The 15,964-nt window shown below is 70.0% G+C and carries 12 protein-coding genes; 10 read left to right on the top strand and 2 right to left on the bottom strand.

Annotation, left to right across the window (positions count from 1 at the left end; translation table 11 throughout):
• The first annotated feature begins 15 nt into the window (after nt 1-15).
• The 4 genes from SLINC_RS17675 to SLINC_RS17660 all read left to right on the top strand — a co-directional run bounded on the left by SLINC_RS17675 (nt 16) and on the right by SLINC_RS17660 (nt 6,283).
• Nucleotides 16-2,211 (top strand): bifunctional polysaccharide deacetylase/glycosyltransferase family 2 protein, encoded by a 2,196-nt coding sequence (locus SLINC_RS17675; RefSeq protein ID WP_067433628.1) that lies wholly within the window; start codon nt 16-18, stop codon nt 2,209-2,211.
• Entirely contained in the window at nt 2,208-3,428 is a 1,221-nt protein-coding gene (locus SLINC_RS17670) for an acyltransferase family protein (protein ID WP_067433624.1), read from the top strand. Before SLINC_RS17675 ends, SLINC_RS17670 begins: the two co-directional genes overlap by 4 nt.
• 202 nt (nt 3,429-3,630) lie before the next feature.
• The gene (locus SLINC_RS17665) at nt 3,631-5,013 is read left to right on the top strand and encodes a nitrate/nitrite transporter (protein WP_067433621.1); all 1,383 of its coding nucleotides are present in this window, start codon (nt 3,631-3,633) and stop codon (nt 5,011-5,013) included.
• Nucleotides 5,014-5,131: 118 nt separating this feature from the next.
• Complete coding sequence (locus tag SLINC_RS17660; RefSeq protein ID WP_067433618.1) at nt 5,132-6,283, top strand: uroporphyrinogen-III synthase; 1,152 nt, start codon at nt 5,132-5,134, stop codon at nt 6,281-6,283.
• 225 nt (nt 6,284-6,508) lie between these two features.
• Here the strand turns inward: SLINC_RS17660 and SLINC_RS17655 are convergent, their stop codons facing one another.
• On the bottom strand, nt 6,509-7,000 hold the full coding sequence (locus tag SLINC_RS17655; RefSeq protein WP_067433615.1) for an anthrone oxygenase family protein: 492 nt from the start codon (nt 6,998-7,000) through the stop codon (nt 6,509-6,511).
• A 208-nt stretch (nt 7,001-7,208) separates the two neighbouring features.
• Here SLINC_RS17655 and SLINC_RS17650 point away from each other — a divergent pair, with 208 nt between their 5' ends.
• From SLINC_RS17650 to SLINC_RS17625, 6 genes are all read left to right on the top strand, one after another.
• Nucleotides 7,209-7,802 carry a CGNR zinc finger domain-containing protein gene (locus SLINC_RS17650; protein ID WP_067433612.1) on the top strand — a complete coding sequence of 198 codons (594 nt, stop codon included), beginning with the start codon at nt 7,209-7,211 and terminating at the stop codon, nt 7,800-7,802.
• Between the two features lie 319 nt (nt 7,803-8,121).
• On the top strand, nt 8,122-8,643 hold the full coding sequence (locus SLINC_RS17645) for a sigma-70 family RNA polymerase sigma factor (RefSeq protein WP_010039908.1): 522 nt from the start codon (nt 8,122-8,124) through the stop codon (nt 8,641-8,643).
• A 47-nt stretch (nt 8,644-8,690) separates the two neighbouring features.
• The gene (locus tag SLINC_RS17640; RefSeq protein WP_269466257.1) at nt 8,691-9,479 is read left to right on the top strand and encodes an anti-sigma factor family protein; all 789 of its coding nucleotides are present in this window, start codon (nt 8,691-8,693) and stop codon (nt 9,477-9,479) included.
• A gap of 82 nt (nt 9,480-9,561) precedes the next feature.
• On the top strand, nt 9,562-11,946 hold the full coding sequence (locus tag SLINC_RS17635; protein ID WP_067433606.1) for a HelD family protein: 2,385 nt from the start codon (nt 9,562-9,564) through the stop codon (nt 11,944-11,946).
• A 313-nt stretch (nt 11,947-12,259) separates the two neighbouring features.
• Nucleotides 12,260-13,675, top strand: a complete 1,416-nt coding sequence (locus SLINC_RS17630; RefSeq protein ID WP_067433603.1) for an NAD-dependent malic enzyme — start codon at nt 12,260-12,262, stop codon at nt 13,673-13,675.
• A 351-nt stretch (nt 13,676-14,026) separates the two neighbouring features.
• A complete protein-coding gene (locus tag SLINC_RS17625) occupies nt 14,027-14,308 on the top strand; it encodes an HU family DNA-binding protein (RefSeq protein ID WP_007382399.1) in 282 nt (93 codons plus the stop codon).
• A gap of 125 nt (nt 14,309-14,433) precedes the next feature.
• On the opposite strand, the gene murA is transcribed toward SLINC_RS17625, so the two are convergent.
• Complete coding sequence (gene murA / locus SLINC_RS17620; RefSeq protein WP_067433600.1) at nt 14,434-15,780, bottom strand: UDP-N-acetylglucosamine 1-carboxyvinyltransferase; 1,347 nt, start codon at nt 15,778-15,780, stop codon at nt 14,434-14,436.
• Nucleotides 15,781-15,964 lie beyond the last annotated feature (184 nt).

Genomic DNA, 15,964 nt, shown 5'->3' with positions numbered 1-15,964 from the left:
GGAGCACAACCTCTGATGGCAACCCGCACCCGCCGTCCCGGGGCCGCGACCGGAGCCCCCGACGGCTCCCGGCGCCGCCGCCTTCCCATGCGTCTGCTGCTGCCCATACTGGTCCTCGCCGCGCTGATGGCGATGCTGATGCTGCGCGGCTATGTGCACAGCGAGATCCTTGCCGACCACAGAGTCCGGCCCGAGGCGTCGGCCGACAAGGTGCCCCAGAAGGTCATCGACGGCGGACCGGTCATCGACACCCGGGGCAAGAGCCCCGCCACGCTGAAGGTGCCCGACCGCCACATGGTCCTCACCTTCGACGACGGCCCCGACCCGACCTGGACCCCGAAGGTCCTGGACGTGCTGAAGGAACACGACGCGCACGCCGTCTTCTTCGTCACCGGCACCATGGCCTCCCGCTACCCGGACCTGGTCAGGCGCATGGTCGACGAGGGCCACGAGATCGGCCTGCACACCTTCAACCACCCCGACCTCTCCTACCAGTCGAAGAAGCGCATCGACTGGGAGCTGTCCCAGAACCAGCTCGCGATCACCGGCGCCGCGGGCATCCGCACCTCGCTCTTCCGGCCGCCGTACTCCTCGTTCGCCGCCGCCATGGACAACGAGTCCTGGCCGGTCACCCAGTACATCGGCAGCCGCGGCTACATCACCGTCGTCACCAGCGTCGACAGCGAGGACTGGCGCAAGCCGGGCGCCGCGCGGATCATCCGCAACGTCACGCCCGAGGACGGCAAGGGCGCGATCGTCCTCATGCACGACTCCGGCGGCGACCGCCACCAGACCGTCGAGGCCCTGGACCGCTTCCTGCCGCAGATGAAGGCGAAGGGCTACGCGTTCGACAACCTCACCGAGGCCCTGGACGCCCCCAGCGCGCACACCGAGGTCGCCGGCGTCGACCGGTGGAAGGGCACCGCCTGGGTCTTCCTCGTCCAGGCCTCGGACAACATCACCGCCGTCCTCGTGGTCGGCCTCGCGATCATCGGCTTCCTGGTCCTCGCCCGCTTCGGCCTGATGTTCGTGCTCTCCGGCATCCACGCCCGCCGGGTCCGCCGCCGCGACTTCAGCTGGGGACCACCGGTCACCGAACCGGTCTCGGTGCTGGTGCCGGCGTACAACGAGGCCAAGTGCATCGAGAACACCGTCCGCTCACTGATCGCCGGCGAGCACCCCGTCGAGGTCATCGTCATCGACGACGGCTCCAGCGACGGCACGGCACGGATCGTGGAGAACCTCGCCCTGCCGGGCGTCCGGGTCGTCCGCCAGCTCAACGCGGGCAAGCCCGCCGCCCTCAACCGCGGTGTGGCCAACGCCCGTTACGACCTGGTCGTGATGATGGACGGCGACACCGTCTTCGAGCCCTCCACGGTCCGCGAGCTCGTCCAGCCCTTCGGCGACCCCCGCGTCGGCGCGGTCGCCGGCAACGCCAAGGTCGGCAACAAGGACACCCTCATCGGCGCCTGGCAGCACATCGAGTACGTGATGGGCTTCAACCTGGACCGCCGTATGTACGACGTCCTCCAGTGCATGCCCACCATCCCCGGCGCGGTCGGCGCCTTCCGCCGCACCGCCCTGGAACGCGTCGGCGGCATGAGCGACGACACGCTCGCCGAGGACACCGACATCACCATGGCCATCCACCGCGACGGCTGGCGGGTCGTCTACGCCGAGAAGGCCCGCGCCTGGACCGAGGCCCCCGAGTCCGTCCAGCAGCTGTGGTCCCAGCGCTACCGGTGGTCGTACGGCACCATGCAGGCCATCTGGAAGCACCGCCGCGCCCTCTTCGACAAGGGCCCCTCGGGCCGCTTCGGCCGTGTCGGCCTGCCGCTGGTCTCCCTCTTCATGGTCCTGGCCCCGCTGCTCGCGCCCCTGATCGACATCTTCCTCGTCTACGGCCTGGTCTTCGGCCCCACCGAGAAGACGATCCTCGCCTGGTTCGGCGTCCTGGCCGTCCAGGCGGTCTGCGCCACGTACTCCTTCATCCTCGACCGCGAGAAACTCACCCCGCTGATCTCGCTGCCACTCCAGCAGATCCTGTACCGGCAGCTGATGTACGTCGTGCTGCTCCAGTCCTGGATCACCGCCCTCACCGGCGGCCGCCTGCGCTGGCAGAAGCTGCGGCGCAAGGGCGGGGTGTCCGCGCCGCCGAGCGAACCGGCCGGACGCGGCGGACAGGTCGTGGGCGGGAGGACGGTGGCATGAGTACGACGCCGTACGAACCCCAGGCGCCCGCGCGACCGGACGAGCCGCTCCCGGAGGTACCGGAGCAGCCGAGCCGGCCCGCCGGGTCCGGCCGTGACCGCTACTTCGACCTGCTGAGGGCGATCGCCCTGTTCCGGGTCGTCTTCTACCACCTGTTCGGCTGGGCCTGGCTCCCGGTGATCTTCCCGTCCATGGGCGTGATGTTCGCCCTGGCCGGCAACCTCATGGCCCGCTCCCTGAGCAGGCGCCCCGCCGTGGAGGTGGTCCGCGGCCGACTGCGCCGGCTGCTGCCGCCGCTGTGGCTGCTGGGCGCGATCGGCGTGAGCGGCATGCTGCTCCAGGGCTGGGGACCGGACGCCGAGGGCCACCCGGGCTGGTGGTGGCTCCACCTCGGCTACTGGATCCTCCCGCTGAGCGATCCGCCGTACGGCGAGGGCCTGAGCGGAGTCGGCGGGCTGATCGGGCCCGAGTGGGCCGAGCAGATGGCCGTACCGCTCTGGTACATCCGCGCCTACCTCTGGTTCGTGCTGCTCTCGCCGCTGCTGCTGAAGGCCCTGCGTGCGCTGCCGTGGCCGACGATCCTGTCGCCGGTCCTGCTGTCGGCGCTGCTGGAGTCCGGCTGGCTGAGCGTGCCCAGCCCGCGGATCGACTCCGCGCTGATCGACTTCGGCGCGTTCGGTGCCTGCTGGCTGCTCGGCATGGCCCACCAGGAAGGCATCCTGAAGCGGCTGCCCCGCTATGTCGTGCCCTCGGTCGCGCCCGTGATCGGCTGTGCGGGCCTGTGGTACATGCTCACGCACGGCTTCAAACCGGACCACGACCTCGACGACATCCCCTTCGCCCAGTCCCTGTGGTCCTTCGCCACCGTGCTGCTGCTCCTGCACATCAGCCCCTCCTGGTCCCAGTGGCCGCGACCGCTGCGCCGCTGGGACCGGCTGATCGCCCTGTTCAACTCCCGCGCGGTCACCATCTACCTGTGGCACAACCTGTGCATCGTCGTCGCCGAGTCCCTGTGGGACCACCTGTGGAGCGTGCCGCTGCTGGAGCAGAACCTCCCCTGGTTCCTGGAGAGCTCCTGGCCCCTGCTGGCCGTCGTCTGGGTCCTCACCGCAGGCTGTGTCCTGTGCTTCGGCTGGATGGAGGACGTGGCGGCGAAGCGGAAACCGCGGCTGTGGCCGAACGGCGCGCAGGGGGGCCGCAGCGGCAGGCACCGGTGACCCTCATCCGCCCTGCCCGTGTTCGCTCCGATATGAACCGGGTCACATGAGGTTCCGAAACCTCTCATCCCACCTCCACTCTCGGTGAGAGCAAAGTTCCTTACCGGTCACTCGTTGCCACAGCCCGGAAACGCGCCCTCCCTACCGTCGGGACTCAGCCACTCCCTTGAACGACCGAGCCCCGTCGCACCGTGGAGGCGTCATGACAGCCCCGAGCACAGCCCCCGCACCCCCGAGCAGGGGCGGCCGCTGGATCCAGCAGTGGGATCCGGAGGACGAGACCTTCTGGAAGGAGACCGGAGAGAAGGTCGCCCGCCGCAACCTCCTCTTCTCCGTCCTCTCCGAGCACATCGGGTTCTCGATCTGGACCATGTGGTCCGTGCTGGTGCTCTTCATGGGCCCGGAGTACGGCCTGACCCCGGCCGACAAGTTCCTGCTGACCTCGTTCGTGACCCTGGTCGGAGCCGTCGTCCGGGTCCCCTACACCTTCGCCGTGGCGATCTTCGGCGGGCGGAACTGGACCATCGTCTCGGCCGCGCTCCTCCTCGTGCCCACCGTCGCCGCGTTCACGGTGATGGAGCCGGGCACCTCCTTCAACACCTTCCTGCTGGTCGGCCTGCTGGCCGGTATCGGCGGCGGCAACTTCGCCTCCTCGATGACCAACATCAACGCCTTCTTCCCCCTGCGGAAGAAGGGCTGGGCCCTCGGCCTCAACGCGGGCGGCGGCAACATCGGTGTCCCGGTCATCCAGCTGGTCGCGCTCGCGATCATCGGCGCCAGCGGGGGCCCCCGCGTGCTGCTCGGGATCTACATCCCGTTCATCGTCGTCGCCGCCGTCCTCGCCGCGCTCTTCATGGACAACATCGAGAACGTGAAGAACGACACCGGCGCCGCCAAGGACGCCGCGAAGGACGCCCACACCTGGATCATGTCCTTCCTCTACATCGGCACCTTCGGTTCCTTCATCGGATACAGCTTCGCCTTCGGGCAGGTGCTGACCAACCAGTTCGGCCGGACCCCGCTGGAGGCGGCGTACGTCACCTTCATCGGCCCGCTGCTCGGCTCCCTGATCCGCCCGCTGGGCGGGTGGCTGGCCGACAAGTACGGCGGCGCGAAGATCACGCTGTACAACTACGTCGGCATGGGCGTGGCGACCTCGGTCCTCATCGCCGCCAGCATGGAGAAGTCGCTGGCCCTGTTCACCGTGGCCTTCGTGGTGCTGTTCGTCCTCACCGGCCTCGGCAACGGCTCGACGTTCAAGATGATCCCCGGCATCTTCCAGAACAAGGCCCTCGCCAAGGGGCTCCAGGGCGAGGAGGCCGCCGCGTACGGCCGTCGCCTCTCGGGTGCCTCCATGGGGCTCATCGGGGCGGTGGGCGCGCTCGGCGGTGTCGGCATCAACCTCGCCTTCCGCCAGTCCTTCCTCTCCTACGGTTCCGGCACCGGAGCGTTCGTCGCCTTCCTCGTCTTCTACGCCGCCTGCTTCGTGGTCACCTGGGCCGTATACCTTCGCCGTACGGCCGCGAAGGCCGAGACCACAGCCGCCACAGAGGCGAACCCGCAGTTCAGCTACGCCGAGGTGTGACGTAACACTGGCGACATGAACCCGAACCGAGCCTGTCACGAGCCGTTGACAGGCTCGGTCGGCATGCTGGTGCCCTCACCTGCTGGGTAGGTGCAAGACGACTCCGGGACGAGAAGTTATGTACGACGAACAACAGCGACCGGACCATGGCCCCCTCGCGGGGTTCACCGTGGGAGTCACCGCCGCGCGTCGGGCCGACGAACTGGGCGCGCTGCTTCAGCGGCGCGGAGCCGCGGTGCTGCACGCCCCCGCCCTGCGCATCGTGCCGCTCAGCGACGACAGCGAGCTGCTCGCGGCCACCAAGCAGATCATCGACCAGGCACCCGACGTGGTGGTCGCCACGACCGCGATCGGCTTCCGCGGCTGGATCGAGGCCGCCGACGGCTGGGGCCTCGGCGAGGACCTGCTGACCAGGCTGCGCGGGGTCGAGCTGCTCGCGCGCGGCCCCAAGGTCAAGGGCGCCGTCCGCGCGGCCGGCCTCACCGAGGAGTGGTCGCCGTCGTCGGAGTCCATGGCCGAGGTGCTCGACCGGCTCCTGGAGGAGGGCGTCGAGGACCGTCGGATCGCCATTCAGCTGCACGGCGAGCCGCTGCCCGGTTTCGTGGAGGCTCTGCGCGCCGCGGGAGCGGAGGTGCTCGGGATCCCCGTCTACCGGTGGCTGCCGCCGGAGGACATCGGGCCGGTGGACCGGCTGCTGGACGCGGCCGTCTCCCGTGGCCTGGACGCGCTCACCTTCACCAGCGCGCCGGCCGCCGCGTCGCTGATCTCCCGGGCCGAGGACCGCAGCCTGCTGCCCGAACTCCTCGCCGCCCTCAACCACGACGTCCTCCCGGCCTGCGTCGGCCCGGTCACCGCCCTGCCGCTCCAGGCCCTGGGCGTCGACACGGTCTCGCCCGAGCGCTTCCGGCTCGGGCCGCTCGTCCAGTTGCTGTGCCAGGAACTGCCCGCCCGGGCGCGGACGCTGCCGATCGCCGGGCACCGGGTGGAGATCCGCGGCCACGCGGTGCTGGTGGACGGGGAGCTGAAACCGGTGCCGCCCGCCGGCATGTCCCTGCTGCGGGCCCTGTCCCGGCGGCCGGGGTGGGTCGTGGCGCGCTCCGACCTGCTGCGGGCGCTTCCCGGCGCCGGCCGCGACGAGCACGCCGTGGAAACGGCGATGGCCCGCCTGCGAACGGCCCTGGGCGCCCCGAAGCTGATCCAGACGGTGGTGAAGCGGGGCTACCGGCTGGCGCTGGATCCGGCGGCGGATTCCAAGTACTCGGATACGTGAGCAGGCACGCGGGGAGAGGCGGGGACGGCTGGGGCCTGTCCGGCGGATCATGTCGCGGACGCGGGGGCCCCAGCAGCGTTGTCGTCGGTTGCCGATGCCCCGCGTCGACGCCCTCCCGCGCCTTGCAGCTGCACGCACCCCTTCACCGGAACTGATCAGACGCCGGCGGATACCTGCGACCTGATCCGCCGGCCGGACCCTGGGCGGGGGCGGCCGGCGGGGCGGCTAGGACGACGGCCGCCTCCTGCCGTACAGCACCAGCGTCCTCGCCAGGAAGCCCAGCGCCAGTGTCGAGAACACCGTGCGTACCGCGTTCCACGCCACCCAGGGGTCCTCGAAGTCCTCTCGCAGGGCGGACCAGTCGCTGCCCTGGTGCAGGTCGTTGTTGAGGGGGATGTTGAACGCCACGGTGACCAGGAAGTTCAGGGCGTAGGCGAGGAACGCGGCCCAGGCCCACCGGAGGTAGGGGGTGCCGCGGGACTGCCAGACCGCGATCGCCGTGAGCAGGAGCGCGCCGTTGAAGGTCAGCAGGAACACCGGGTTCGTGATCACGCCGTCGATGTCCCGCATGACCTGGATGTAGGTCCGGTCGTCGCCGCGCGCCAGGGCCGGCATCACGGCGAAGACGAAGATGTAGAAGGTCCCGGCGATCAGCCCCGTGGCGATGGTGGCCGCGCCCAGAACGCCTCCGGCGGTGGTGCTCGTCTTCGGTGTCATGCCTTTCAGTCAAGGACCGCGGGGGCCGCCGGAACATGGCCGATGCGCGCGCCCGCATACGCGGGCGTCCACAGCCGTCCGCCGGTACGAGGGGTTCCGGCCGCGAGAGCGGGCAGGCACTGTTAGAGGGAACGGTTCACCAGCCCTCCCTCACTGGTATCTCTCCCACCCCGCCCTCCCGGGGTGACCCCTAGGCGGTGACAGGCACATGGCATTGGGTACGGCCACGGTCGCTTACGAGCTGCGGTTCGACTCCGGGCGGACCTGTCTGGATCTCCTCGCGACCACTCACCCCGTCGAACGCCTCGACTCCGTCACGGTGCTGTGCGCCTGGATCACCCGGGCGGGACTCGTCCCCGACGGCACCCCGCTGACCCACGCCGACGCCTCCTGGCTCGTCGGTTTCCGCGAACTGCGCGGCCGTGTCGGACAGTTGGTGCCCGGCGGACTCGCACCGGAGGGCCGGCCGTACGACGTGGCGCTCGCCCGGGTCAACGAGATCGCCCGCGCCGCGCCACCGGCTCCACGGGCCGTGCCCGGTGAGGACGGCGCGCTGGTGCGGGAGTTGGCCGGTCCGCCCGCGTGCGAGGCGCTGCTCGGTGCCGTCGCCCGGGACGTCGTGGAACTGCTCACCGACCCGGTCGCCAGAGCGGGGCTCAGGCAGTGCGAGGGGGACAACTGCCCGATCGTCTATCTCGACACCTCGCGGGGACGCAGGAGGCGCTGGTGCTCCAGTGAGGTCTGCGGAAACCGCGAAAGGGTGGCCCGGCACCGGCGTCGGGCGGCGCTCGCCCGTGCCTGAGGGGCCGTTATGTCCCTTCTGTGGAGCGGCTGTCGAAGTGATTTCGATTACACGTCGTTTACTTTCCGGCCGCTCCGGGCAGCTGGCTTGATCTGGTCGATGTGGCGGAAATGTAAAGATCACGCGGCGGGAATGTGCTGTCATGTCCGGCCTCGTCACGACACCCACAAGAAAACTGTCGCGCGACTTTGAACACACAACTGCCCGCGTCCGTACCCGTGGAGGAGCGACCGACTGGGGGAACCCCCGGACATCGGAGGTGGGCGTGCGCAAGGATTCCGTCGTGGCCAATGAACGTGGATCGAGGGCCCGACATCGCATGTCCCAGCCCTCGGAACCAGATGAGGAGCTGATGCGTGCCCTGTACAGAGAGCACGCCGGACCCCTCCTTGCGTACGTCCTGCGTCTTGTCGCCGGCGACCGGCAGAGAGCCGAGGACGTCGTGCAGGAGACGCTCATCCGTGCCTGGAAGAACGCCGGCCAGCTCAATCGAGCGACCGGTTCGGTACGCCCCTGGCTGGTGACGGTCGCACGCCGCATCGTCATCGACGGCCACCGCAGCCGGCAGGCCCGGCCGCAGGAGGTCGACCCGTCGCCGCTGGAGGTCATCCCCGCGGAGGACGAGATCGACAAGGCGCTGTGGCTGATGACGCTGTCTGACGCGCTCGACGACCTGACCCCGGCTCACCGGGAGGTGCTCGTCGAGACGTATTTCAAGGGGCGTACCGTCAACGAGGCGGCCGAAACCCTGGGCATACCCAGCGGAACCGTCCGCTCCAGGGTCTTCTACGCCCTGCGCTCGATGAAGCTGGCTCTGGAGGAGCGGGGGGTGACGGCGTGATGAGTGTTTACGGGGGAAACCAGGGATTCGGTACAGGTGGGTCGGGTATGTCTGGAGCCATGATGGGATCTCCGGGCCCGAGTGAGCATGAGACCGTCGGCGCCTACGCCCTCGGGATCCTCGACGACGCCGAGGCAACCGCTTTCGAGGCCCATCTCGCCACCTGCGAATGGTGCGCCCAGCAGCTCGACGAACTCGCCGGCATGGAGCCGATGCTGGCCGCGCTCGCGGACCTGCCCGGTTCCGGCACACCCGCCATCGGCGAGTCGCTCTCCGCCAAGCCCAGCCCGCGGCTGGTGAACAAGCTGGTGGACGACGTCGCCGAGAAGCGCGCGCAGAAGCGCCGGCGCAGCTTCTACATGGTGGCGGCCGCGGCCGTAATGATCATCGGCGGCCCGTTCGCGGCCGTGGCGGCCAACGGCGGCGACTCCGGTGACCCCAAGACCGGGCAGCAAACTCTTGCGGCCAACCCCGCCCAAGACCTCTTCAAGCACATCAGCCCCGCCGACAAGGTCTCGGTGACCGACGCCACGACGAACGTCAGTGCCACCGTCGCCATGCAGGAGAAGGCCTGGGGCCTGAACTCCGTGCTGGAACTCAAGGGCGTCAAAGGCCCGCTCAAGTGCTCCCTGATCTTCGTCAGCAAGAGCGGCGAGCGCGAGACGGCCGCCTCCTGGTCGGTCCCCAAGTGGGGCTACGGCATCCCGGACGCCAAGACCGAGCAGGCCAAGAACCCGCTCTACATCGGCGGCGGCGTGGCCATGTCGAAGAGCCAGCTGGACCACATCGAGGTCATGACCTTCGACGGCAAGAAGCTCGCCCAGATCGACGTGTGAATCGCTGAGAGCGGACACATAGCTTCCCGGGCCCCCTTTCGCGTACGGTTGACGGCTGCCCAGCACGTCAGAAGGGGGCCCGGTGGCCGCTCAGGCTCAGCAGGAAACCGCGGTTCACGGCTCCGCACAGGACTCCACCCAGGAATCCGTGCGGGGACGGGAGATCAGCGTCGAGCAGGAACACCTGGACCGGGTGTACCAGCGGCTGGAGGAGAAGATCCACGAGGCCGAGTTCCTCATGAACGACGCGGCCAAACGCGGCCAGGTCGGCACGCCCGGCGCACTCGCCGAGCGGGACGCGCAGGTCTTCCGGGCAGGTGTCCACCTGAACCGGCTGAACAACGAGTTCGAGGACTTCCTCTTCGGACGGATCGACCTACTCCTCGGCAAGGACGGCAAGAAGGGGCCCGACGGCGCCTACACCGCCGTGGAAGCCGCCGAAGGCGCCGTGCGGGAGGACAACACCGCCGACATCGCCGAGACCCTGCACATCGGGCGCATCGGGGTCCTCGACCAGGACTACTCCCCGCTGGTCATCGACTGGCGGGCCCCGGCGGCCGCGCCGTTCTACCGCTCCACCCCGGTCGACCCCGGCCGGGTCGTCCGCCGTCGGGTCATCCGCTCCAAGGGACGCCGGGTGCTCGGCGTCGAGGACGACCTGATGCGCCCCGAGCTCAAGGCCTTCCTCGGCGGCCGGGAACTGGCCGTGATCGGCGACGGCGCCCTGATGGCCGCCCTCGGCCAGGCCCGCACCCACACCATGCGGGACATCGTCGCCTCCATCCAGGCCGAGCAGGACCTCGTCATCCGCGCCCCCGCCTCCTCGGTGACCTACGTCGAGGGCGGACCGGGGACGGGCAAGACGGCCGTCGCGCTGCACCGCGCCGCCTACCTGCTCTACCAGGACCGGCGCCGGTACGCGGGCGGCATCCTCATCGTCTCCCCGACCCCGCTGCTGGTGGCGTACACCGAGGGCGTGCTGCCCTCCCTCGGCGAGGAGGGCCAGGTCGCCATCCGCGCCATCGGCTCACTCGTCGACGGAGCCGAGGCCACGCTGTACGACTCCCCGGCGGTGGCCCGTGCCAAGGGCTCGTACCGCATGCTGAGGGTGCTGCGGAAGGCGGCCCGCGGGGCGCTGGAGTCGGGCTCCTCCCCGGGGAACACCGCCTCGGGCCAGCTCGCCTTCGGGGACGACGACACCGAGCCCCAGGCGCCCGCGGGCCCGCCCACCCGCCTGCGGGTCGTGGCCTTCGGGCGCCGGCTCGAACTGGAGGCGGACACGCTGGACCACGTCCGCCGCACCGCGCTCAGCGGCACCGCCCCCGTCAACCTGCTGCGCCCCCGGGCCCGCAAACTGCTCCTGGACGCCCTGTGGGAGCGGTCCGGCGCGGGCTCCCGGCACAGCGACCCGGAGCTGGCCGCCGAACTGCGGTCCTCGTTCGACGAGGACATCACCTCGGAGGACAGCTTCATCGCCTTCCTCGACGCGTGGTGGCCGGAGCTGACCCCGAGGGCCGTCCTCGCGGCGATGACCGACGAGCGGCGGCTCGGCCGCTGGGCCCGCCGCATCCTCAACCCCGGCGAGGTCCGCAAGGTCGCCCGCTCGCTGCGGCGCGACGGCCTCTCCGTGCACGACATCGCCATGCTGGACGAGCTCCAGGCGATCCTCGGCACCCCGGCCCGCCCGCGCCGCAAGCGCGACCTCGACCCGCTCGACCAGCTCACCGGCCTCGAAGAGCTGATGCCGGTCCGCGAGGAGTCCCAGCGCGAGCGGGCCGAGCGGCTCGCCCAGGAGCGCACCGAGTACGCGCACGTCATCGTCGACGAGGCCCAGGACGTCACGCCCATGCAGTGGCGCATGATCGGCCGCCGCGGCCGGCACGCCACCTGGACGGTCGTCGGCGACCCGGCCCAGTCCTCCTGGTCCGACCCCGACGAGGCGGCCCAGGCCCGCGACGAGGCGCTCGGCACCCGGCCCCGGCGCCGCTTCCAGCTGACCGTGAACTACCGCAACCCGGCCGAGATCGCCGAGCTGGCGGCCAAGGTGCTGGCGCTGGCCATGCCCGGCTCCCCGTCCCCGTCGGCCGTACGGTCCACGGGCATCCAGCCGCGCTTCGCCGTCGTACAGAAGTCACTGGCGGAGACCACCCGTGAGGAGGCGGCCCGGCTCCTCGGTCTCGTCGACGGCACGGTCGGCGTCGTCGTCGCCATGAACCGCCGCGAGGAGGCCGGACGCTGGCTCACCGGACTCGGCGACCGGGTCGTGGCCCTCGGCAGCCTGGAGGCCAAGGGACTGGAGTACGACGCCACGGTCCTCGTCTCCCCGGCCGAGATCGCCGACGAGTCCCCGGCCGGCCTCAGGGTGCTCTACGTCGGCCTCACCCGGGCGACCCAGCAGCTCACGGTGGTGTCGGGGGAGCGGGACGCCCCGGACGCGACCGGCGTGCCGGACCTCCTGCGGGACTGATCCGGGGCTGATCCCGATGAACTGTCGAGACGGGAATGGCCTTACGGGATCCGTTTGTTAGCCTGGGTGTGGCACCGGCCCGATCCAAGCCCCCGGGCCCAACCTTCGTCGCTACGAGCGACCACTTGCCGCGAGGCGAGCATGGCGGGTCGGTGTCACTGAACCGAGAGAGGTCCGCGTCACTGAGTGACGCGGACCTCTTCTTTGTTGAGAACAAAACGTTCGCAATCCCACCCGGCTAACGCCTACTCGACGGTAGGTGCGACGATCGGACGGCATCCCACAGCACAGGTGAAAGCAGAGGAAGTCGGCCATGGCAACGGCGCCCAGCGTCTCCTACTCGATGACGGTCCGGCTGGAGGTGCCCGCGAGCGGAACCGCGGTCTCGCAGCTCACCGGGGCCGTGGAGTCCCACGGAGGCTCGGTGACCGGCCTCGACGTGACCGCGTCCGGCCACGAGAAGCTTCGTATCGACGTCACCATCGCGGCGACCTCCACGTCGCACGCGGACGAGATCGTCGAGCAGCTGCGTGGCATCGAGGGCGTCACCCTCGGCAAGGTCTCCGACCGTACGTTCCTCATGCACCTCGGCGGCAAGATCGAGATGCAGTCCAAGCACCCGATCCGCAACCGTGACGACCTCTCGATGATCTACACGCCGGGTGTCGCCCGCGTCTGCATGGCCATCGCAGAGAACCCCGAGGACGCCCGCCGCCTCACCATCAAGCGCAACTCCGTTGCGGTCGTGACGGACGGCTCGGCCGTGCTGGGCCTCGGCAACATCGGCCCCAAGGCCGCCCTGCCGGTCATGGAGGGCAAGGCGGCCCTCTTCAAGCGGTTCGCCGGCATCGACGCCTGGCCGCTGTGCCTGGACACCCAGGACACCGACGCGATCGTCGAGATCGTCAAGGCGATCGCCCCCGGCTTCGCGGGCATCAACCTGGAGGACATCTCCGCGCCCCGCTGCTTCGAGATCGAGGCCCGGCTGCGCGAGGCCCTCGACATCCCCGTCTTCCACGACGACCAGCACGGCACGGCGATCGTCGTCCTCGCGGCCCTGACGAACGCGCTCCGCGTCGCCGGCAAGGCGATCGAGAACATCCGGGTCGTCATGTCCGGTGCAGGCGCGGCCGGTACGGCCATCCTCAAGCTGTTGATCGCCGCGGGCGTGAAGAACGCCGTCGTCGCCGACATCCACGGTGTCGTGCACGCCGGCCGCGAGGACCTCGTCGACGCGGCCGCGGACTCGCCGCTGCGCTGGATCGCCGACAACACCAACCCCGAGGGCCTCACCGGCACGCTCAAGGAGGCGGTGCGCGGCGCGGACGTCTTCATCGGCGTCTCGGCGCCCAACGTGCTCGACGGCGACGACGTGGCCGGCATGGCCGACGACGCCATCGTCTTCGCGCTCGCGAACCCCGACCCCGAGGTCGACCCGGCGATCGCCCGCCAGACCGCGGCCGTCGTGGCCACCGGCCGCTCCGACTTCCCGAACCAGATCAACAACGTGCTGGTCTTCCCGGGTGTCTTCCGCGGCCTGCTGGACGCCCAGTCCCGCACGGTGAACACCGAGATGATGATCGCGGCGGCGAAGGCCCTCGCCGACGTGGTCACCGAGGACGAGCTGAACCCGAACTACATCATTCCGAGCGTCTTCAACGACAAGGTCGCGGGCGCGGTGGCCGGTGCGGTGCGGGACGCGGCCAAGGCGGCGGGCGCGACGGCCTGACGGTCGGTCGGGACTCCACTCGGGTGGCCGGGGTTGTGAGGATCGCCACGGCAAGGCCTTGCATCGGCGCGTCGCGGAACCGGGCGCCGCTGAACCGCGTTTATCGTGTCGCCAGGCTCCGGCCCCGCTTTTCGTGTGACTCCCAGGGTGTTCCAGTGACTCCTGGGGGTGCCGGATTGGCTTTCCCGCCGCAGGTAGGGGCAGGATGCGTCCCTGGGCGCGAGGGTCTGACGACGGACCCGGGTCCGGGGACTCACCGAGGACCCTGGCAGCATCGGCTTTCGCAGCGCCTGACATGCGGCTCCGCCGCGTGGCACGCCTCAACGGCAAGTTAGACACGGGAGTAACAACATGAACCGCAGTGAGCTGGTGGCCGCGCTGGCCGACCGCGCCGAGGTGACCCGCAAGGACGCCGACGCCGTTCTGGCCGCGTTCGCCGAGACCGTCGGCGAGATCGTCGCCAAGGGCGACGAGAAGGTCACCATCCCCGGCTTCCTGACCTTCGAGCGCACCCACCGTGCCGCTCGCACCGCGCGCAACCCGCAGACCGGCGACCCGATCCAGATCCCGGCCGGCTACAGCGTCAAGGTCTCCGCGGGCAGCAAGCTCAAGGAAGCCGCCAAGGGCAAGTAAGCCTTCGCGTACGCGACGGGACCTGCGTACGAGGCTCGGTAACGCGAATGGGGCGACCACCTGAGGGTGGCCGCCCCATCGTCGTATCAAGAGCCGTGCTCAGTGAGCCGTGCTCGGGGTGTGGGCTATCCGAGTGCCTTGCCCGGCAGTTCGACCTTCGCGCCCAGCTCCACGAGCTTCTCCATGAAGTTCTCGTAGCCGCGGTTGATGAGGTCGATGCCGTGGACGCGGGAGGTGCCCTGGGCGGCCAGTGCGGCGATCAGGTAGGAGAAGCCGCCGCGGAGGTCGGGGATGACCAGGTCGGCGCCCTGGAGCCTGGTGGGGCCGGAGACGACCGCCGAGTGGAGGAAGTTGCGCTGGCCGAAGCGGCAGTTCGAGCCGCCCAGGCACTCGCGGTACAGCTGGATGTGAGCACCCATCTGGTTCAGCGCGGAGGTGAAGCCGAGGCGGGACTCGTAGACCGTCTCGTGGATGATCGACAGACCCGTGGCCTGGGTGAGCGCCACGACCAGCGGCTGCTGCCAGTCCGTCTGGAAGCCCGGGTGGACGTCCGTTTCGAGCGCGATGGACTTCAACTGGCCGCCGGGGTGCCAGAAGCGGATGCCCTCGTCGTCGATCTCGAAGGCACCCCCCACCTTCCGGTAGGTGTTCAGGAACGTCATCATCGACCGCTGCTGGGCGCCGCGGACGTAGATGTTGCCTTCGGTCGCCAGCGCCGCGGACGCCCACGAGGCGGCCTCCAGGCGGTCCGGGAGGGCCTTGTGGTTGTAGCCGCCGAGCGAGTCCACACCGGTGACGCGGATGGTGCGGTCGGTGTCCATCGCGATGATGGCGCCCATCTTCTGGAGCACACAGATGAGGTCCTCGATCTCCGGCTCCACGGCCGCGTTCGAGAGCTCGGTGACACCTTCGGCGAGGACCGCGGTGAGCAGCACCTGCTCGGTCGCGCCCACGGACGGGTACGGCAGCCGGATCTTCGTACCGCGCAGCCGGCGCGGCGCCTGGAGGAACTGCCCGTCGGCGCGCTTCTCGATGGTCGCGCCGAACTGGCGCAGCACCTCGAAGTGGAAGTCGATGGGCCGGCCGCCGATGTCGCAGCCGCCGAGGCCGGGGATGAACGCGTGGCCCAGTCGGTGCAGCAGCGGGCCGCAGAGGAGGATCGGGATGCGGCTCGACCCCGCGTGGGCGTCGATGTCGGCGACGTTGGCGCTCTCGACGTGGGTGGGGTCCATCACGAGTTCGCCCGGCTCCTCACCCGGACGGACCGTCACCCCGTGCAGCTGGAGCAGACCGCGTACGACACGCACGTCGCGGATGTCCGGAACATTGCGCAGTCGGCTTGGCGAGCTGCCGAGCAGTGCGGCGACCATGGCCTTCGGTACGAGGTTCTTCGCACCGCGGACACGGATCTCGCCCTCCAGCGGGGTTCCGCCGTGGACGAGCAGTACGTCGTCATTGCCGTTGACGGTCATGTATCTCGCGTTCCGATGAGTCGGGCAGGGCCAGAAGGGAAAGGGTAATCGCCGCCGCCCCCCCTTCCGTAAGCCCAAGTGCGGTGCGGGAACGTCATAGCTGTGTCACAACACGAACCGTTCCGCTTCGGGCACATGCCGTCACCGGCGTGGTGCGTGCGCGTGGGGCGCATCGGTGCGCTCT

Origin of the sequence: Streptomyces lincolnensis (genome assembly GCF_001685355.1) — a bacterium.
Taxonomy (GTDB): domain Bacteria; phylum Actinomycetota; class Actinomycetes; order Streptomycetales; family Streptomycetaceae; genus Streptomyces; species Streptomyces lincolnensis.
This window is presented reverse-complemented; position numbering and strand designations above follow the sequence as displayed.